Source organism: Sphaerisporangium fuscum (genome assembly GCF_018531465.1).
Classification (GTDB): domain Bacteria; phylum Actinomycetota; class Actinomycetes; order Streptosporangiales; family Streptosporangiaceae; genus Sphaerisporangium; species Sphaerisporangium fuscum.
Window position 1 is genome coordinate 179,311 of record NZ_JAHDTF010000012.1, and the last position, 18,001, is coordinate 197,311.

An 18,001-nucleotide genomic window follows, 5' to 3' on the forward strand; every position below is an offset into this window, starting at 1 on the left:
TCCACCCACGCGCGTGACCGCGATACCCGCCCGGTCACCCAGGCGGGTACGCGGCCTGCTCATCTCCGGACGGCGCGTGCTGATGGCCCCCGTGCCCATGGCCTCGCTGCGCTCGGCGGCGAGGGGCGCCCTTGAGGCGGCGGTCTTCGTCGTCGTCCGGGCTCGTTCCTCGCCCTACCTCCTCCTCAGACCACCGCCGCGCCCCTCGTGCGCGCTCAGTCCTTGAAGGCGTCCTTGACGTTCTTGGCGGCGTCCTTCACGCGCTCCCCGGCCTGCTTGAGCTTGCCCTTGCTCTCGTCGGCCTGGCCCTCGGCGCGCAGTTCCTCGTCACCGGTGACGTCGCCGACGCCCTGCTTGACCTTGCCCTTCATCTCCTGGGCCTTGTTGGAGATCTTGTCGTCAGCGCTCATGATCGCTCCCCCTTCGCTTGGTTCCGTTCCCAAGTGGCCTCTGTCCGGAGCGGGGGAAGGTAAACGCCGGCACGGTCTTTCCACTCCCCCAAGTCCTGACATGACTTCATAAAAGTTGGTAAAGGGGAGACGGTTGGATGCGGACATCGCCCACCAAATAGCTGCGAACTTCCCAAGCGAAAAGCGGCTGATTTCCCAAGCCTCTACCTCTCTCCCATGAATCCGGAGATACTCGATCACAGGCGAGCAAATGTGAGCAGTGCAGTCCTGAAATGAGGAAGCGGCAGCATGACCTCTCCCCGGCGGCGTCCGGCCATGTTCGTGCTCATCGTCGTCGCGGCGTTCGCGGTGCTGCTGCTCGCCATGTGGTTCGGCGGTGCCTGGCCGAGAGAGGAGATCCCCGGGCTGCCGTCCCCCGGCACCCTCACGACACTGGGCCTGCCCGTGGCACGCGTCGCCCACGACATCTGCGCGGTCGCCACGATCGGCCTCCTCCTCTCGGCCGTGTTCCTGACCGGCGACGAGGCATCGCGGCAGAAGATCATGCGCGTGGCCGGCCGCTGGTCGCTGGCCTGGGCGGGGACGGCCGTGCTCACCGAGATCTTCACGCTCTCCGACCTGCTCGGGCTGCCCGTGGGGGAGGCGCTGACCTCGGGGTTCCTCCCCACCTTCGCCATGGAGGTCCCGCAGGGGCAGGCGTTCGTGGTCGTGATCATGCTCACCCTGCTGATCGCGCTGGCGGCCACGACCCGGCTCGGCGGCCGGGGTCGCGCGCTGCTGTTCGCGCTCGCGCTCTTCGCCGTACTGCCGCCCGCGTACGTCGGCCACTCGGCCTCGGCCGCGGACCACACCCTGGCCATCTCCAGCCTGATGGCGCACATCGCCGGGGTCGCCATGTGGGGCGGAGGACTGTTCGGGCTGGTCACGATGCTGCGAAAGTCCGAGCGGCTCGTCTTCGCGGTACGGCGGTTCAGCGCCCTCGCCCTGTGCTGCTTCGTCGCCGTCGGCTTCTCCGGCGCGGTCAACGCCTGGATCCGGCTCGGCGACCCCGTCCAGCTCTGGCAGTCACGCTACGGGCTGCTGGTGCTGGCGAAGCTCGCCGCCCTCGTGGCGCTGGGGTGGTTCGGATGGCGCCATCGCCGGGTGACGATCAGGACCCTGGAGAACGCGTCCGGTCCGGCCGCGGGCGAACCCCCGGCCTCCGGCCCCTCTTCGCGGGTCGCCACCTCCGCGAGCTCGCGGCCGTTCCTCCGCCTCGCCCTCGCCGAGACCGGCGTCATGGCGTGCACGGTCGCGCTGGCGGTCGCGCTGTCGCGCACCCCGCCGCCGCGTGACACGCCGCACGCCCAGCACGAGCTTCTGGGCTACGCCCTTCCCGGCCTGACCCCCGGGCGGCTGTTCACCGAGATCCGCCCCGATCCCATCGTGATCCTCGCGGTGGCCGGGATGGCGGTCGCCTACCTGGTGGGCGCCCGGCGGCTCTCGCGGTCCGCCACCACCGCGCAGGGGGGACCGGGATGGTCGCGGGGCCGCCTCGTCGCCGCGCTCGCGGGCCTGTTGTGCCTGCTGTACGGCCTGGCGGGCGGCGTCGCCGCGTACGCGCCCGCGGTGTTCTCCATGCACGCCGTGCAGTACGCCCTGCTCGGCACCGTCGGCCCCGCCCTGCTGGCTCTGGGTGTTCCTCTCGGGCCGCTGCGGGAGGCGGCGCCGATCTTCCGCCGGCCGTTGAGCGGTGACCTGGCGACCCGCATGTCCCATCCTCTGACGGCCCTCATCGTGTACGCCGTGCCGTACTTCCTCCTCTACGTCACCAACCTCTTCGAGCAGGCCCAGTCGAGCCTGGCGGTGCGCCTGATCGCCCAGGCCGTGGTGGTGGTGACGGGCGTGTGGTTCTTCGTCGTCACCCTCGGCGCCGACCGGCTGCCGAGGACCATCACCCCGGTCGTCCGCGCGCGCATGCTGGCGGGCGCCCTGGCCGTCCAGGCGTGGATCGCCCTCGTCTTCCTCGCCGGCCCCTTGCAGGGCGTGGACTGGTACGAGGCCCTTGCCATCCCCTGGGTCACGGACCGGGCCGCCGACCAGCGGACCGGTGCCCTCCTCGGCCCGGGACCCGCGGCGGTCATGATTCTCGTCCTGCTGACGGTCGTCGTCATGCGGCGGCGGGACGCGCGGGGCGAGCCGGCGTCCGAGAAGTTATCCACAGGTACACCCGCCAGCCGAAAGTAGCCCCCTTCGCCTGCCTAGAGTGACCGCATGACGCTCTGGAGGGGCGCGAAACCGCCCGATTCCTCTTCACAGCCCGCGGCCGGGCTGGCGCGACGGCTCGGCACCGGCGACGCCGTGGTGATCGGGCTGGGGGCGATGATCGGTGCGGGGGTGTTCGCGGTGTTCGCCCCCGCCGCCGCGGCGGCCGGGGCGGGCCTGCTGGCCGGGCTCGCGGTGGCCGCGGTCGTCGCCTACTGCAACGCCACCTCCTCCGCGCGGCTGGCCGCGCGCCACCCCGCCTCCGGCGGCACCTATGTCTACGGTCGTGAGCGCCTCGGCGACCTGTGGGGCTATCTCGCTGGGTGGGCCTTCTTGGTGGGCAAGGCCGCGAGCTGCGCCGCGATGGCGCTGACGCTGGGGGCCTACGTCTGGCCCGGGCACGAACACCTGGTGGCCGTGGCGGCCGTGGCGGTCCTCACAGCGGTCAACTACGCCGGGGTCCACAAGGCGGCCTGGCTGACCCGCGTCATCGTGGTGGTGGTCCTGGCGGTGCTGGCGGTCGCGGTGGTGGTGTGCCTGGTGGGCGGTCCGGCCGAGTTCGCGCGGCTGCGGCCGTCCTCGTGGCCCGCGCCCGGCGCGGTGCTCCAGGCGGCGGGGCTGCTGTTCTTCGCCTTCGCCGGTTATGCCCGTATCGCCACCCTGGGTGAGGAGGTCCGGGATCCCGCGAAGACCATCCCGAAGGCCATTCCGATCGCCCTCGGCCTCGTTCTGGTCATCTATGCGGCCGTCGCCGTGGCCGTGCTCGCCGTCCTCGGCCCTGAGCGCCTCGCGCGTTCCACCGCGCCCGTCGTCGACGCCGTGCGGGCGGCCGGTGCCGCGCCGGCCGTCGCGTCGCTGGTGACGGTCGGGGCGGCGACGGCGGCGCTCGGGTCGCTGCTCGCGCTGATCCTCGGCGTCTCCCGCACGGTGCTCGCCATGGCCAGGGACGGGCACCTGCCGCGGGTGCTCGACGCGGTGCACCTGCGCTTCCAGGTGCCCCACCGCGCCGAGCTGGCGGTCGGCGCGGTGGTCGCGGTGGCGGCCGCGACCACCGACCTGCGTGGCGCGATCGGCTTCTCGTCGTTCGGCGTGCTGGTGTACTACGCGATCGCGAACGCCTGCGCGTTGACCCTGTCGGAGGAGGAGGGCCGGCCCGTGAGGGCCCTGCCCGTCGTCGGCCTGCTCGGCTGCCTCCTCCTGGCCTTCAGCCTCCCACTCAGCGCCGTCCTCACCGGCGCCGCCGTCCTCGCCGCCGGCCTGCTGCTTCGGGCCCTCCGTAGATCACCCCGCCCCGGCTGAGCCGGAGCTCAGCCCTCGAAGGCCGAGGTGGGGTGGGGGCTCCGGAGAAGGAGCAAGGTGGGGACCCTCCGAGGGGCCCGAGGTGAGGTGGGGTCTCCAGGGAGGGGCGCGGTGGGCGGTTCTCCGGAGAGGGCCGAGGGGGTGGGGTCTCCGGAGAGTGAGCGAGGTGGGTGGTTCTCCGGAGGGGGCCGAGGGGGTGGGGTCTCCGGAGAGTGAGCGAGGTGGGTGGTTCTCCGGAGGGGGCCGAGGGGGGTCTCCGGAGAGGCCGGGGGCGGGGCGGGGGCGGGGCGGCGGCGGGGGGCGGGGCGGCAGGGGGTTGTACGGGAGTGGGGTTCTGTTCGGTGGAGTGAGGGTCAGCAGAACCAGTCGAACAGGCCGCAGTCATCCTTGGTGGGGACGGGCTCGGGGGCCTGGGTGGTGGGTGGCGGCGTGGGGGTGGGGGTGTGGGTGGCCCGGGGCTCGTTCCGCACGTCCGGGTCCTCCTGCTGCTCCTCGTGGGAGCTGGGCCTCAACGACGGCTGCGGCGAGTGGACGCGGGTACGGGAGGCCGTGGGCCGCGAGCTGGGCTGGCGGGTCACGCGGGAGCGGCTCGCAACGGCCGTGGGAGTGGGCGTCGGCCGCAGGGTGGGCACGTCCGTCTCCTCGGGGCTCTCGGTCGGCTCAGAGGCGGGGTCGGTGCTCGGCAGGGCCGTCGGGCTCTCGGTCAGAGCGGGGTCGTTCTGCACCACCGGTGCGCACTTGCCGGGAGTAGAGCACGCCGCCTCCGACTTCGAGCCGCCGACGGACGACGACACGATCCAGCCGCCCGCCACGGCGAGCACGACGATCGCCACCATGGCGAGGATCAGCCGCTTGTTCTGGCCGCCCTTCTCCTCTTCGGCTTCGTCGTCTCCGGTCCAGCCGGAGCCGAGGAATCCACGCGGGCCGTCCCCGTCGGGGTCGTGACGCCCGTCCGGGTCCCACGTGCCGTCGTCCGGCCGGGTGTACCCGTCGGGCCGGTCGTAGTCGCCGGCTCCGCGTCCCTCGGGGTGGCCGGCGGCGTCCAGGCCTTCGGCCCCGAGAGGAAGCGCGCCTTCGTACGCGGCGGTCGGGGCCTGGCCTTCGGGACGGGCCGGGTCGTACGCGTCGGGGTGCTGGAGGGCCGGGTCGAATGTTTCGGCCCGGGTGTGGCCGGCGGCGGGGTCGAGGGCGTCCGCGTGCGGATACCCGGCCGGGTCGGACCCATCGGGGCCCCGCTGATCCGCCCCGCGCGCGTAGTCGCCTCCCGGGATGTGCCCTTCGGCGTGCGGATAGCCGGCGGCCGGGTCGAGGGCGTCCGGGTGCGGGTAGCCGGCGGCGGGATTGTCGGGGGCGGGGTAGCCGGTGGCCTGGTTGTGGGCGTCCGGCTGCGGGTAGTCCGTGGCCGGCTCGTACTCGCCGATGTACTGGGGGCGATCGTGCTCCTGAGGGTCGTCGCCCTGGCCGTGCGCGGCTTCGTGACCCGGTGTCCAGCCGTCGGACAGTACGTCACCGGCGGGGCGCTTCGGTTCGTTGCTCCACTCGATACCCAGTGGGCCCGTCTGCTTCAGAGGGTCCTCTTCGTGGGGTCTCGGGGTGCCGTCGCGGTCCATGCCGAACCTCTCTGCTGCTCTCAACCTCGGCCGCCGACCTTCTTAGCAGTTCCGACAGCCTCCTGTCTGGAAACTTCACAGAGTCTCCGAAGATTCGCAATCTTCCCACGAGTCACACCAGTCACAGAACCGGCAGCGGTGGCGAACCGGCAACGATCGCGTGACAGGCGGATGGAGTCACTCTGCGTGAGGGCGATCGGCACACTTCGCCCCCGGCCCGAGAGGATAGATCGAAAGGCTATTACGACCCGTCCGTTTCTGTCCGGCTTATGGGGATTTTGGCCCGCTCAGGCCGCTCCGCTCGCTCGGTGCCGTCCCCGGCGTGGACCGCCACGGGTACGTCCGAGCCGCTTCGGGCGGCGAGGTGGTCCGCCGGTAGCGAGGGGAACAAGATTGAGGAGCGACCCCACTGCCTGAACCCCATGGAGCCTGTTGTGATGGACAAGGATCGGCCCGGGCGCGTGCTCGCGGGGCTGCGGGAGTTCTACCAGGGCACACCGGTGGCCGAGGCGTCCGGGCAGGAGGGCGCCGAAGCGGCGCTGGCCCTGTTCCACGACGTGGCCAGCTCCGTCCCGGCGTACGGTGACTTCCTGCGCGAGCACGGTGTCGATCCCGCGCGGATCCGCACGGTGGATGATTTCGCACGCCTGCCCCTGCTGACCAAGGAGACCTACCACCGGCGTCACCCGCTGCCCCGGCTGTGCCGGGGCGGGCGTCTGGACGGGTGCGACATGGTCGCGGTGTCGTCGGGCTCCTCCGGAACGCCGACCGTCTGGCCCCGCTCCCTGCTCGACGAGCGGCTGGTCGCCACCCGGTTCGAGCAGGTCTTCCGGGACGGCTTCCGCGCCGACGAGCGCAGCACCCTGGCGGTGATCTGCTTCGCGCTCGGCAGCTGGGTCGGCGGCATGTACACCACCGCGTGCTGCCGGCATCTGGCCGCCAAGGGGTACCCGATCACGGTGGCGACTCCCGGGAACGACATCGGCGAGATCCTGCGGGTCGTGGGAGAGCTCGGGCCGTACTTCGACCAGGTGGTGCTGCTGGGCTACCCGCCGTTCGTCAAGAACGTGATCGACGCGGGGCTCGACAGGGGCGTCGACTGGTCGCGGTACGGCATCCGGCTCGTGCTGGCGGGCGAGGTGTTCAGCGAGCAGTGGCGTGACCTGGTGGGGCGGCGCGCCGGGATGACGCGCCCGTGCCACGACTCGGCGTCGCTGTACGGCACGGCCGACGCCGGCGTGCTGGGCAACGAGACGCCGTTGAGCGTGCGGATACGCCGGTTCCTCGCCGCCGACCCCGAGGCGGCGCGGGAGCTGTTCGGCGACTCGCGGCTGCCGACGCTGGTGCAGTACGACCCGATGAGCCGGTACTTCGAGACCCACGAGGGCACCCTGCTGTTCACCGGCGACAACGGCGTGCCGCTGATCCGCTATCACATCGCCGACGAGGGCGGGATCATCTCCTACGACCGCATGCTGGCCTTCTGCCGCAAGCACGACTTCGACCCTCTGCGGGACCTCGACCCGCCGGCCGGCGCAGCCGGGAAGGACGCCGGCCTGGAGGGGGAGGGGCGGCGGGGCGCTCCGGTGCTGCCCTTCGCGTACGTTTTCGGGCGTTCCCTGTTCACCGTGTCGTTCTTCGGCGCCAACGTCTACCCGGAGAACGTCACGGTCGGACTCGAGCGGCCGGATATCAGCGATCACGTCACGGGGAAGTTCGTCCTGCGGGTCGAGGAGGACGAGGACCGCGACCGGCACCTGTCGATCGTCGTGGAACTCGCCGCCGGCCGTACCCCCGACCCGCTGCTCGTCCCCGTCATCGCCGAGGCGATCAGGACGGAGCTGATCCGCCTGAACAGCGAGTTCGCCCACTACGTCCCCGCGGCCTACCAGACCCCGCGCATCGAGCTCCGCCGTACAGGCGACCCCGACTACTTCCCTCCGGGCGCCAAGCACCGCTACACCCGTCCCTCCTGACCCGCGGCCCAGCGGCCCAGCGCGTCAAGGGGCATCCCGGTGCCGGGAATGTGGACGAATGGTTCGGTTTCGAGAGGGCCCTGTCGGGCACGACCGTCTCATAAGTGGCCAAATGCCATCTCTTGTCTATTTCAGGGTTTCTTGACGGAGCGCATGCATGGCGAGCTCGTTCGTGGCGTGCTTCTTACCGGAAATACCGCCGTGCGATATCTCCGGTGCCGGTGAAGGGGCGGGATACCGCTCGCCGTGCCACAGTCGTACGTTAGTCCTTAGCGGACACCAAGCCTGCGAAAGCGACGGCGGCCGACAGGGCCGAACGTCCCGTCGCGGGACGGCGTAAGACCCTGTCGGGTCGGTTCGCCGTGCTCGACGCTGGATGGAGATCCCTGACAGGGAGGTGCACCATGCGATCCTTGGCCAGGTGGACGATGAGGTGTGTTCGCCGGTACCGGTTCGACCGGAACCCACTGCGCCGGCGCTCTGACCGGATCGAAGCCGTCGCCGTACTCCTGACCCTGCTGGCGTTGGTCGCCGCCCTGTGGCCGGCCGTCCTCGCCGGTGGCGCCGTCTACCGGCGCGGCCTCAGCGCCGAGAGGGTGGAGCCCGGCCTGCGTCAGCCGGTCACCGCCGTCCTGCTCGAGGACGCCGCCAGTACGGACGCGATCTCGACCCAGGGCGCGGTCATCGGTATCAAGGCCAAGGCCCGCTGGTACACCCCGGACGGCCGGCAGCACGTCGACGTGGTCTCCGTCCCCGCGCACGCCAAGGCGGGTTCGGCGCTGGAGATGTGGATCGACGCCAAGGGCCGCCCGACCGCGCCTCCCCGGACGCACGCCCAGACGGTCGCCGACGCGTCGGTCGCCGGGTTCGGCGTCATGGCCGGAGCCGGTGGCCTGCTGTTCCTGAACCTCGCCCTGGTCCGCTGGATGCTGGACCGCCGCCGGTACGCCGAGTGGGACAAGGCGTGGAACTCCGCCCACGACCGGTGGCGCCGCCCGAGGCAGCCGTGAGGACACCTGGCCGCGGAGAAGGGAGGACACCCAGCGCTCGGTGACCGGGGCCCTCCGCGTTACAAGGAGGCGAGGACCATGAACGGACGCGTCGTCGCAGGCACCGACGGTTCGCCCCGCGCGCTCACCGCCGTACGCTGGGCCGCGGACGACGCGGCGCGGCGCGACCGGGGACTGCGCATCGTCCACGTGATCGAGCCGTGGACGTTCGACCAGCCGCTCGCCACGCCTCCCGGCTTCCACGACTCGCTGTGCGACCACGCCAGGTCCCTGCTCGACGAGGCGGCGGCGACGGCCCGCGAGCGGGTGCCGAACCTGGACGTCGAGACCGAGACGTTGATCGGGAGCATCCGCAAGGAGCTGTTGAAGGAGACCGACGGCGCCGACGAGCTCGTGATGGGCAGCCGGGGCCTCGGCGGCTTCATGGGCCTGGTGCTGGGGTCGGTCTCGATGGGGGTCGCCGGGCACGCGCGATGCCCGGTGGTCGTGGTGGCGCACGAGCAGGACGCGGTGCACGGGGAGATCGCCGTCGGGCACGACGGGTCGCCCGGGTCGGAGGCCGCGCTGCGGTACGCCTTCGAGGAGGCCAACCTGCGGGGGGCCCGGCTGACGGCCGTCTACGCCTGGCAGGTGTCGGTCTTCCTGCCGATGTTCGCCAGCTACACGCCCGACCTGGAGAGGCTGTACGACTTCGGCAGGCGCGGCGCGCAGGAGCAACTGCGTCCGTGGCGGGACAAGTACCCCCAGGTGGAGGTGCGCGAGATCACGGTGCGCGCCCACCCGGTCGAGGCGCTGTCGGAGGCGTCGGCGCGGGCGGACCTGCTCGTGGTCGGCTCGCGCGGCCGGGGCGCCGTCGGCTCGGCCGTGCTCGGCTCGGTGAGCCACGGGGCGCTCCACCACTCGTGCTGCCCGGTCGCCGTCGTGCGGTCGGCGGAGCCCGAGCCGGAACCGGAGCCGGAACGCGGCAGGGGCGTCGGAACATGAGGCAGAACCTTCGTCTCGGCCATGTCGCGGGCATCGCCGTCGGGGCCCACTGGTCGACGGTGGTGATCGCCGTCCTGATCGGGGGCGCGCTGGCGACGGCGGTACTGCCGCAGGCCGTCCCCGGGCAGGCTCAGGAGCGGTACTGGCTGGTCTCGGCCGGGGCGGCGATCCTGTTCCTCGCCTCCCTCCTGGCGCACGAACTGGCCCACGCGCTCGTCGCGCGCCGCCGCGGCGTGCCGGTCAAGTCGATCACGCTGTGGCTGCTCGGCGGGGTGACCGAGTTCGCCGAGGACACCAAGTCGCCCAAGGCCGAGTTCCAGGTGGCCGTGGCGGGCCCGCTGACGAGCCTCGTGCTGTGCGGCGTCTTCTATCTGGTGGTCCTGCTGGTCAACGGTCCCGCTCTGGTGGTGTCCGCCGTGCGGTGGCTCGCCGTCATGAACGGCGTGCTCGCCGTGTTCAACATGCTGCCCGGCACGCCTCTGGACGGCGGCCGGGTGCTGCACGCGGCCCTGTGGAGCAAGCACGGCAGCCGGACGCGCGCCGACCGGACGGTCGCCAGGGCCGGCCAGGGGCTCGGCATGGCGCTGATCGCGGTGGGCGCCATGCAACTGATCCTCATGTCGTGGACGGGCGGCCTGTGGATGATGCTGATCGGCTGGTTCCTCAGCAGTGCCGCCCGCAGTGAGGGCCTGGTCAAGGCGGCCCAGGAGGGGCTCAGGGGGTGGCACGTGCGCGACGTCATGACGGCTTCGCCCGACCTCGCGCCCGCCTGGCAGGACGTCGACGATTTCATCTCCACCGTGGCCTTGCGCTCCCACCAGACCGTGTTCCCCGTCGTGGACTTCGCCGGCGAGCCGGCCGGTGTGCTGTCCCTTGACGTGCTCAGCGCGCTCGCGCCCGAGCAGCGTCGCGACAGACGGGTCTCGACGCTGGCGCGTCCGGTGCCGCCGGACCACCTGCTGTCTCCCGACGACGACGCCACCCGCATCCTCGCCGGGCCCGCCGCGGGAGAGCTCATGGGGGTGGTGACCGAGAACGGGCACGTCGTCGGCATGGTCACCACGGCGGACGTCACGCGGGCCCTGCGGCAGGCGGTCCTGCGCGCGACGTCCGCCGAGCAGCCCGCGCCGGCGCCCCGGACGGGCTCCCCCGGACGCGACACCGAGACGGCCGACGGCACCGGGATCGGCTAGCACACAGACCCGGCACCGGATCTCCTTCAGCTGAGAATGCCGAACCAGCGGCCGGAGTCCTGGTGGCACCGGGCTCCGGGGAAACCCGCGCGGCGTGCCAGATGGGGCAGGTCGGCGGCGGAGACCGTCGCCCAGCCGAACCAGCCTCCGGCCACGTCCCCTCGGCGAAGGCGCACCCGGTCGACCCTGCTGGTCGTCCCCGGTGGGGCGACCTCGGCGATCACCGTCCCGCCGGGTCGCACCAGCTCGCGTACCCGGCGGAGCAGCGCGTCCGGGTCGCCGCCGATGCCGATGTTGCCGTCCGCGAGCAGCACCGTGCGCCATCGGCCGGTCGCCGGCAGGTGACCGAATACGTCGCGGCAGATGGCGCGGCCGCCCGCGTCACGGGTCAGGCGTACGGCGTGCGGGGTGATGTCGACGCCGAGCGCCCAGACGCCCCGCCGGGCCAGCTCGACGGTCAACCGTCCGGGCCCCGAGCCGACGTCGAGCACCGGCGGCACGCAGCGGGACAGCATCGCCTCGTCTCCCTCGGCGGGCAGCATCCAGCGAGCGGCCTCCAGCGGCCGTCGCGTACCGTCGGCGTACTCCACCTCCACCCTCTCTCCGGCCAGTGACTCGGCGTACAGCTCCCCGATCACAGGCGGGCTCCGAGGCCGGCGAGGGTGGCGGCGAACATGGTGTCCGGAGCCTGCGACGCGACCTCGGCGGCGTCCGCGGCGGTGTCGACGTCGGTCAGGCACGGCATCAGGCCGATGTCGAGCCCGGCCTCGGCGAGCCTTTCCAGCTGCGCGGCGCCCGTGTGGGGAAGCGACATCGGAACCCCGAGCAGGAGCCGGGGGCCGGGGACGCGGAGCCCCAGCAGCCAGAACCCGCCGTCCGCGGCGGGACCGAACACGGCGTCGCGCGTGTGGAGCATCGCCAGGGCGGTGGACAGCAGACCGGGGGTGACCTGCGGGGTGTCCATGCCGATCAGCACGACGGGCGCGGGGACCGCGCTGCCGCCCGCTGAGGACGGCCGCGTCGTGGGGAGCGCCTCACGCCCCGGGTTCGGGGCGCCGGATGACGACGGCGGCCGGCCGACGTCCTCGAACGCCGCGGCGAGCCGTTCGTCCAGACCCCGGCCGCGCTGCCGGAGGACGGTGAAGCCGGCCGGAAGCCACGGGCCGGCGATCCCCTCCAGGGCCAGCACCCGGCGTGCGGGGACGGCCGCCACCGCCCGCAGCGTGTCGCCGAGCGCGGCCGCGGCCAGGCCGGCGGCCTCCTCGGGGGTGTAGGGCGGCGTCAGACGGGTCTTGACCCTGCCCGGCACCGGTTCCTTGGCCATCACGACGATCCGGCCCTCGCGCCTCCCGGGTACCGGCGCGGACACGCTCATGCCTCACCGCGGCCGCGGCGGAGCTCCACGATGGCCGCGCCGGCAAGGTCCCCGGGTGTGACCGTCCCGGAGAGCCGTGACGCCGCGCCGACCTCGGCCATCACGCGGCGCATGTCGGCGGCGGCGCGCAGCGTGCCGCTCACGGTACCGGTCACCTTCGAGCGGCCCGCGCGGGGCAGGTAGTCGACCTCGACCTCCCGCAGCCGCCACCCGGCGGCGCAGGCGCGCAGCACCATCTCCAAGGGGTAGCCGAAACGCCGGTCGGTCATGCCCAGCGCGATCAGGCGGTCGCGCCGGGCCGCGCGCATCGGTCCGAGGTCATGGAGCGGGACCCCCGTCCTGCGCCGCAGTCTCCCCGCCAGCACGGCGTTGCCCAGCCGGGCGTGCGTGGGCCACGCCGCGCCGGCGCCGGGGACACGGCGTCCGAGGACCAGGTCGGCCTCGCCGGCGACCACGGGTCCGGCGATGCGCGGCAGCTGGCGGGGGTCGAGGGAGGCGTCACAGTCCATGAAGCACACGAAATCGGCGGTCGCGGCCGTCAACCCGGCATGGCAGGCGGCGCCGAAGCCGCGCCGGGGCTCGGTCACGACCAGCGCTCCCAGGCGGACGGCGATCTCGGCCGACCCGTCGGTGGAACCGTTGTCGACCACGATGGGGCGAAAGCCGTCGGGCATGCGTTCGAGCACCCAGGGCAGCGCCGCCTCTTCGTCGAGGCAGGGGAGCACCACATCGATCTTCATGGCTGTGACGGTAAGGCCGCATCGCCCGCTCAATCCTTACGAGGTGATGACGTACTCACGGTGAGTGCCCGGCGCGGGCCTACGGTGAGTCCCATGACCGGGAACCGGAGGGGCCTCGCCGAGGGGCGGGACCTGGCTGCCCCCAGGCCCCCCGGTCCGGTGGCCGGCCGGCTTCGGGAGCGGCGGGCGCTCCTGGTCTGGTGTGGGCTGATCGCCTTCTCGTTCGCCGCGGGCGGGGTCCTCCACGCGGTGGGCGTGCTGACCATCGACCACCTGCCCCCGCTGCACGCGCGGTTCCGCGTGCTCACGGTCACGCTCGTGCCCGCCGCCGCGTTCGGAGCCGTCGCCGTCGCCGCGCTGCCCGCCCTCGTACGGCACGGCGGTTTCGGGCGGGCGCTGCTGCTCGCCTACGCGTCCGCGCTGGCGTGGACGGTGCTGCTCGCGATGTCCGGGGACGGGCTGACCGATCCGCTCACCCATTCCACCGAGTACCTGGCCGTGCTCCCCGCCGTCGGGGACGATCCGCTGGGCTGGCTGGCGTCCTTCACCGAACGCCTCTCCGGCTACCCGACGCACGTCCGAGGGCACCCGCCGCTCCCCGTGCTGATCCTGTGGGCGCTCGCCAGGATCGGGCTTCCCGGGGCGTTCCCGGCATCGGTGCTGGTGGTCGCCGTCGCGTGCTCGGCGATGGTGGCGATCGCGCTCACCGTGCGGAGCCTGGCGGGAGAGGACGCCGCCCGCCGCGCCCTGCCCTACCTGGCTCTCACCCCCGCCTCGGTCTGGATGGCGACCAGCATGGACGCGCTCTTCGCGGGGGCCGGCGCCTGGGGGGTCGCCCTGCTGGTGCTCGCCGCGCGGCGAGGCACCGCTCGCCTCCTGTGCGCAGCGGTGGCCGGGGTGCTGCTCGGGGCCGTACCGTACCTGAGCTATGGCCTGGTGCCGTACCTGCTGGTTCCGCTGGTGGCCGGAGTGCTCGCCCGCGTGCCGAGGGGCAGGGTGGTGGCCGCGCTCGGCGGCGCGGTGGCGGTGTCGGCGGCCTTCGCCGTGGGCGGGTTCCTGTGGCCGGCGGGAGTGCTGGCCACGCATGCCGAGTGGGCGGCCGACCCGGGCGCGGCGCGGCCGTACCTGTACTTCCTGGTCGCCGACTTCGCGGTGCTGGCCCTGGTCACGGGGCCGGCGACGGCGGTGGGCCTGGCACGCTCACGCCCGGGGCCGGTACGGGCCCTGGTTGCGGCGGCGCTGGTGGCCTTGGTGGCACTGGACGTGAGCGGGGTGACCCGCGGCGAGGTGGAGCGCATCTGGCTTCCCTACGCCGTGTGGACGAGTCTGGCCGCGGCCTCCGTGCCCGGACGGCGCCCGCTGGCCGCCCAGGCGGTCACCGGCCTGCTGCTCCAGGCGCTGGTGGGTTCACCCTGGTGAACGCGGTCCTTTCCGCGTCAGTGGCCGAGCGGCGCCCAGGCGAACTCCCTCATCCCGTCGGCGAACCGCACGCTCGCGCGGAATCCCAGCTCCTGGGCCGCCCGATCGGGCGAAGCGACGATGTGCCGCACGTCGCCGAGGCGGTGCTCGCCGGTGACGACCGGCTCCGGGCCGCTCCGTTCGGCGGCCAGCGCCCGTGCCATGTCACCGATCGTCTGCGGCTCTCCGCTCGCGATGTTGTACGCGGCCAGCGTCCCCGCCACCGTACCGGCCCGCACGGCGGCGACGTTGGCGGCGGCCACGTCACGCACGTGGACGAAATCGCGCCGCTGCCGGCCGTCCTCGAAGACCCGGGGCGCCCGGCCGGCCTCCAGGGCCGAGCGGAAGATCGCCGCGACCCCCGAGTAGGGGGTGTCCCTCGGCATGCCCTGACCGTAGACGTTGTGGTAGCGGAGGGCCACGGCCGTGCCGCCGGTCTCCCGCGCCCAGTTGGCCGCCAGGTGTTCCTGCGTGAGCTTGGTGGTGGCGTACGCGTTGCGCGGGTCCGGCGGTGCGTCCTCGCTGATGGCGCGAGAGGCGACATCGGCTCCGCATGACGGGCAGCGAGGCTCGAACCGGCCCGCGACCAGGTCGTCCGGTCTGCGCGGACCCGGTCGCACCCGGCCGTGCCCGGCACACTCGTAGGCGCCCTCGCCGTACACCACCATCGAGGAGGCGAGCACCAGGCGGTTCACGCCCGCTTGCGCCATGCAGGCCAGCAGCACCGCGGTGCCGTAGGCGTTGATGGAGGCATAGTCGGGCAGGTCGGCGACGTCGACTCCGAGGCCGACCTTGGCCGCCTGATGCACGACCACGTCGACGCCGCCGAGCACCCTTCGGAGGACGGCGGGGTCGCGGACGTCCCCCGTGACGCCCCCGGAGACCTCACGCAGGTCGAGCCTGATCACGTCGTGCCCGGCGGTCTCCAGGGCGGTGACGACATGACTCCCGATGAACCCGGCCGCGCCGGTGACCAGTGCCTTCACGCCACCGAGGCTAGGCGCGGACGGCGGCCTTCGTCCGGCCGGCGGCAAGACGTTCGCAGGACGTAAGAACCTGCGGTCAGTCGGCGGAGGTGGGCGAGGGCTCGCGGCTGCGGAGCAGGAGCATCGCGGCGTCGTCGTGGAGCGGCGCGTCGACATGGTGGACCAGGTCGCGCCTGAGCGCCTCGAGCGCAGCCTCCGGGTCGTCGTCCTTCAGCAGGAAGGCCCGCTCGGCGAGGGGGTAGAAACGCCCCGCCCGGTCGCGTGCCTCGATCACTCCGTCGGTGTACAGCAGGATCTGGTCCCCGGGCCGGAACGCCACCTGGTGGGGGCTCGGGCCCTCGACCCCGAACGTCGCCAGGCCGAGGGGCGGGGCGGTGTCGTCGGGCTCGGCAAGGGTGATCGCGCCGTTGGCGTGCAGGATCAGCGGCGGCGGATGACCGTAGTTGAGCAGCGTGAGCTTCCCGCCGGGATCGGCCTCGACCAGGATGGCCGTCACGAACTCCTCGCCGGACAGCCGCCGGTTGAGGGCCTTCTCGAGCCGGCCGCTGACGCCGCGGAGGTCGGGCTCGTCGTGGGCGGCCTCGCGGAAGGCGCCGAGGACGAGCGCCGCCGTCTCGACCGCCTCCAGACCCTTGCCCTGCACGTCGCCGACGATCGCGCGGACCGAGGCCGGGCCGGTGACCACTTCGTACAGGTCGCCCCCGATGCGGGCCTCGGCGTTGGCGGAGGTGTAGGAGACGGCCGCGCGCAGGTGGCCCGCCCGTCGCGGGACCGGCCTGAGCAGGACCCGCTGCGCCACCTCGGCGACCGACCGCACCGTCGCGAGCTCGCGCTCGCTGCGCTGCCGCCCGGCCGTGGCCAGGATGGCCGCCGCCGTGACCCCGAGGATCGAGATCAGGCTCATGTTGCTCTGCGGGTCTCCGAGGACGCCGTCGTACAGGGCGAGGACGACCGACAGGACCAGCGCCAGGACGCCGATGAGCACGGTGCGGCGGATGCCGCCGACGAGGCTGGCGAACGCGGGGCCGACCGCCAGCAGGGAGAGGTAGCCGAGACCGGGGCCGGTCAGGAGGTCGACGGCGGTCACGATGCCCAGCGAGGCGAGGGGCAGCGCCCCCATGAGGCGCTGCGTCCGGCGATTGACCGCTGTCATAGGCGCTCCGCAGCCGTGACGGTCGCGACACTGTCGTGCTCGCCCCGCACACAACGCCGGCGGGCGGGCGGATTGCCGGAAGGATCACCGGTGACCGGGAAAGGGGGTAAGCGCGACCACTTCGCGCCTTCGCGAGTAAGCACGTCGACGACCTCACAGCACAACGAACTGGACGCTCAACGGCGTCTGAAAGCCGGACCGAGCCTGCCCGAGCGTGATTCGCTCCGGGAGGTCTCTGAAGGCCTCATGAATCGAACCTTACTCTGGGATCAGCGGGCTGGGACCGATTCGATACAGGTCTTCGAGTTTCCCCTTGGCATACCACCAGGAAAGCCGCTCATAACATGAAAAGAGGATATTTCCGTATTAGGTGGGCGGTGCGATTCCTGGTGGCAACGGGCAGGCCGGCTCCGGACCACTGGCTCAGGCGGTCGGGAGAGGTGGCCGCGGCTCCCGCACGACGGCTTCCGGCGGCCGGACGACGGGCTTCCGCGCAGGTCAGGTGGGGGACTTCTCCCGGGCGGCCGGCTTCAGGTGCAACTCGTCGAGGAGGGCCTGCGTGGCCGCGGCGACGGCGTCCACGGCCCTTTCGAACGCCTCCGCGTTACGCGCCGAGGGCGACCGGAAACCCGAGATCTTGCGGACGTACTGCAGCGCGGCGGCCCGTACGTCGTCGCCGGTGACATCGCTGGTATAGGGCTCACGAAGCGTCTTGATACTCCTGCACATGACAGGACGGTACGTCATGCCGGCCGCGAAGGGGCTCCCCTAAGCCACCCCCGGCGCCCGCCGGGCCCGGTGCCGTCGTACGGCGTCGCGGTTGGAGCAGCGGGGTGAGCAGTAACGCTGCCGCCCGCCGCGCGACACGTCGACGTACACCAGGCCACAGCCCTCGCGGGCGCAGCGGCCGAGCCTCGACATCCCCCGCCCGGCGAGGTGCAGGGCCGTGCCCACGGCGCCCAGCGCGCGGAGCACCTTGCCGAGCGGCAGGCCCTGGTCGCGGTAGTGCACGTGCCAGCCGGTCCCGCCGTGGTCGGTCAGGCGGGGGTGGGCGGCGGTCTCCGCGAGCAGGCGGTTGACCAGCTCCGCCCGCCGCTTCTCGTCGGAGGTGTCGACGATCTCGCACCACCGGTCGACGAGGTCCAGCGTGACGGTCAGGTCCTCCTCGACGACGGGCATGTCCATGACGAAACCGGCGTCGAGACACCGCTTCACCAGGTCGTCGAGCGACGTGGGCGGGGAGTTGGCGAGGTCGGCCATCAGGCACACGGCGTCCTGGCCGTAAGGGTTGAGATGCACAATGCCATTACAGCACGCTGGTCTCATGAGCGATCACGACGGACACGTTTGGGAGACCCGATCTCGTCACCACACCAGTGAGGGACTGGTGCGCTACCAGTCCTGCCACTGCGGCGTCTGGCGCGTCGTCACCGGTCACGACGCCACCGTGCTGTGGCGTACGGCCCGCCGGTGACGGGCCCCGGGCCCGTAGAGCGGCGGGCAAATCCCCGCCAAGCGGCGTTACCGGCCCTGCCGGGCCGGGGATGGGCCATACGTTCCCCG

18 protein-coding genes are annotated in these 18,001 nt (G+C 72.6%); 9 read left to right on the top strand and 9 right to left on the bottom strand.

The annotated features are described in order from the left end of the window. Positions 1-13: 13 nt before the first annotated feature. Positions 14-226, top strand: coding sequence for a hypothetical protein (locus tag KIK05_RS16035; RefSeq protein ID WP_214411499.1), 213 nt, complete (start codon positions 14-16; stop codon positions 224-226). Here KIK05_RS16035 and KIK05_RS16040 read toward each other — a convergent pair. After that, a complete protein-coding gene (locus tag KIK05_RS16040; RefSeq protein WP_214411500.1) occupies positions 216-410 on the bottom strand; it encodes a CsbD family protein in 195 nt (64 codons plus the stop codon). The two genes, KIK05_RS16035 and KIK05_RS16040, sit on opposite strands and share 11 nt — an antisense overlap. A 288-nt stretch (positions 411-698) precedes the next feature. On the opposite strand from KIK05_RS16040, the gene KIK05_RS16045 reads away from it, so the two are divergent. Further along, a complete protein-coding gene (locus tag KIK05_RS16045) occupies positions 699-2,636 on the top strand; it encodes a bifunctional copper resistance protein CopD/cytochrome c oxidase assembly protein (RefSeq protein ID WP_214411501.1) in 1,938 nt (645 codons plus the stop codon). Positions 2,637-2,663: 27 nt separating this feature from the next. Further along, entirely contained in the window at positions 2,664-3,953 is a 1,290-nt protein-coding gene (locus KIK05_RS16050; RefSeq protein WP_214411502.1) for an APC family permease, read from the top strand. Between the two features lie 353 nt (positions 3,954-4,306). On the opposite strand, the gene KIK05_RS16055 is transcribed toward KIK05_RS16050, so the two are convergent. Continuing rightward, positions 4,307-5,587 carry a chromosomal replication initiator protein DnaA gene (locus tag KIK05_RS16055; protein WP_214411503.1) on the bottom strand — a complete coding sequence of 427 codons (1,281 nt, stop codon included), beginning with the start codon at positions 5,585-5,587 and terminating at the stop codon, positions 4,307-4,309. 413 nt (positions 5,588-6,000) lie between these two features. Between KIK05_RS16055 and KIK05_RS16060 the strand changes: the two genes are divergently transcribed. The 4 genes from KIK05_RS16060 to KIK05_RS16075 all read left to right on the top strand — a co-directional run bounded on the left by KIK05_RS16060 (position 6,001) and on the right by KIK05_RS16075 (position 10,726). Beyond that, entirely contained in the window at positions 6,001-7,539 is a 1,539-nt protein-coding gene (locus KIK05_RS16060; RefSeq protein WP_250562862.1) for a phenylacetate--CoA ligase family protein, read from the top strand. A 404-nt stretch (positions 7,540-7,943) separates the two neighbouring features. Beyond that, positions 7,944-8,549 carry an Rv1733c family protein gene (locus tag KIK05_RS16065; RefSeq protein ID WP_214411504.1) on the top strand — a complete coding sequence of 202 codons (606 nt, stop codon included), beginning with the start codon at positions 7,944-7,946 and terminating at the stop codon, positions 8,547-8,549. Between the two features lie 78 nt (positions 8,550-8,627). Further along, the gene (locus KIK05_RS16070) at positions 8,628-9,533 is read left to right on the top strand and encodes a universal stress protein (RefSeq protein ID WP_214411505.1); all 906 of its coding nucleotides are present in this window, start codon (positions 8,628-8,630) and stop codon (positions 9,531-9,533) included. Further along, a complete protein-coding gene (locus KIK05_RS16075) occupies positions 9,530-10,726 on the top strand; it encodes a site-2 protease family protein (protein ID WP_214411506.1) in 1,197 nt (398 codons plus the stop codon). The genes KIK05_RS16070 and KIK05_RS16075 overlap by 4 nt, the downstream gene beginning before the upstream one ends. 26 nt (positions 10,727-10,752) lie before the next feature. On the opposite strand, the gene KIK05_RS16080 is transcribed toward KIK05_RS16075, so the two are convergent. From KIK05_RS16080 to KIK05_RS16090, 3 genes are read right to left on the bottom strand one after another with little or no spacing between them, the layout of a single operon-like run. After that, entirely contained in the window at positions 10,753-11,364 is a 612-nt protein-coding gene (locus KIK05_RS16080; protein WP_214411507.1) for a class I SAM-dependent methyltransferase, read from the bottom strand. After that, on the bottom strand, positions 11,361-12,101 hold the full coding sequence (locus KIK05_RS16085; RefSeq protein WP_214411508.1) for a TIGR04282 family arsenosugar biosynthesis glycosyltransferase: 741 nt from the start codon (positions 12,099-12,101) through the stop codon (positions 11,361-11,363). Before KIK05_RS16085 ends, KIK05_RS16080 begins: the two co-directional genes overlap by 4 nt. Beyond that, on the bottom strand, positions 12,098-12,841 hold the full coding sequence (locus tag KIK05_RS16090) for a glycosyltransferase family 2 protein (protein WP_214411509.1): 744 nt from the start codon (positions 12,839-12,841) through the stop codon (positions 12,098-12,100). The genes KIK05_RS16085 and KIK05_RS16090 overlap by 4 nt, the downstream gene beginning before the upstream one ends. Positions 12,842-12,934: 93 nt before the next feature. On the opposite strand from KIK05_RS16090, the gene KIK05_RS16095 reads away from it, so the two are divergent. After that, positions 12,935-14,260 carry a hypothetical protein gene (locus KIK05_RS16095; protein WP_214411510.1) on the top strand — a complete coding sequence of 442 codons (1,326 nt, stop codon included), beginning with the start codon at positions 12,935-12,937 and terminating at the stop codon, positions 14,258-14,260. A gap of 17 nt (positions 14,261-14,277) precedes the next feature. Here KIK05_RS16095 and KIK05_RS16100 read toward each other — a convergent pair whose 3' ends face one another. The 4 genes from KIK05_RS16100 to KIK05_RS16115 all read right to left on the bottom strand — a co-directional run bounded on the left by KIK05_RS16100 (position 14,278) and on the right by KIK05_RS16115 (position 17,737). Then, a complete protein-coding gene (locus KIK05_RS16100; RefSeq protein WP_214411511.1) occupies positions 14,278-15,285 on the bottom strand; it encodes an NAD-dependent epimerase/dehydratase family protein in 1,008 nt (335 codons plus the stop codon). A 76-nt stretch (positions 15,286-15,361) separates the two neighbouring features. Next, a complete protein-coding gene (locus KIK05_RS16105) occupies positions 15,362-16,438 on the bottom strand; it encodes a PP2C family protein-serine/threonine phosphatase (protein WP_214411512.1) in 1,077 nt (358 codons plus the stop codon). Between the two features lie 498 nt (positions 16,439-16,936). Next, positions 16,937-17,167 (bottom strand): DUF2277 domain-containing protein, encoded by a 231-nt coding sequence (locus KIK05_RS16110; protein WP_214411513.1) that lies wholly within the window; start codon positions 17,165-17,167, stop codon positions 16,937-16,939. Positions 17,168-17,206: 39 nt separating this feature from the next. After that, positions 17,207-17,737 (bottom strand): CGNR zinc finger domain-containing protein, encoded by a 531-nt coding sequence (locus KIK05_RS16115; RefSeq protein ID WP_214411514.1) that lies wholly within the window; start codon positions 17,735-17,737, stop codon positions 17,207-17,209. A gap of 25 nt (positions 17,738-17,762) precedes the next feature. On the opposite strand from KIK05_RS16115, the gene KIK05_RS16120 reads away from it, so the two are divergent. Beyond that, the gene (locus tag KIK05_RS16120; RefSeq protein WP_214411515.1) at positions 17,763-17,912 is read left to right on the top strand and encodes a hypothetical protein; all 150 of its coding nucleotides are present in this window, start codon (positions 17,763-17,765) and stop codon (positions 17,910-17,912) included. Positions 17,913-18,001 lie beyond the last annotated feature (89 nt).

Coding starts and splice junctions, on each gene's coding strand:
- KIK05_RS16075 (WP_214411506.1), top strand. CDS start 9,530: ATGAGGCAGAACCTTCGTCTCGGCCATGTCGCGGGCATCGCCGTCGGG.
- KIK05_RS16040 (WP_214411500.1), bottom strand. CDS start 410: ATGAGCGCTGACGACAAGATCTCCAACAAGGCCCAGGAGATGAAGGGC.
- KIK05_RS16070 (WP_214411505.1), top strand. CDS start 8,628: ATGAACGGACGCGTCGTCGCAGGCACCGACGGTTCGCCCCGCGCGCTC.
- KIK05_RS16065 (WP_214411504.1), top strand. CDS start 7,944: ATGCGATCCTTGGCCAGGTGGACGATGAGGTGTGTTCGCCGGTACCGG.
- KIK05_RS16095 (WP_214411510.1), top strand. CDS start 12,935: ATGACCGGGAACCGGAGGGGCCTCGCCGAGGGGCGGGACCTGGCTGCC.
- KIK05_RS16045 (WP_214411501.1), top strand. CDS start 699: ATGACCTCTCCCCGGCGGCGTCCGGCCATGTTCGTGCTCATCGTCGTC.
- KIK05_RS16110 (WP_214411513.1), bottom strand. CDS start 17,167: ATGTGCAGGAGTATCAAGACGCTTCGTGAGCCCTATACCAGCGATGTC.
- KIK05_RS16060 (WP_250562862.1), top strand. CDS start 6,001: ATGGACAAGGATCGGCCCGGGCGCGTGCTCGCGGGGCTGCGGGAGTTC.
- KIK05_RS16105 (WP_214411512.1), bottom strand. CDS start 16,438: ATGACAGCGGTCAATCGCCGGACGCAGCGCCTCATGGGGGCGCTGCCC.
- KIK05_RS16120 (WP_214411515.1), top strand. CDS start 17,763: ATGAGCGATCACGACGGACACGTTTGGGAGACCCGATCTCGTCACCAC.
- KIK05_RS16085 (WP_214411508.1), bottom strand. CDS start 12,101: ATGAGCGTGTCCGCGCCGGTACCCGGGAGGCGCGAGGGCCGGATCGTC.
- KIK05_RS16090 (WP_214411509.1), bottom strand. CDS start 12,841: ATGAAGATCGATGTGGTGCTCCCCTGCCTCGACGAAGAGGCGGCGCTG.
- KIK05_RS16050 (WP_214411502.1), top strand. CDS start 2,664: ATGACGCTCTGGAGGGGCGCGAAACCGCCCGATTCCTCTTCACAGCCC.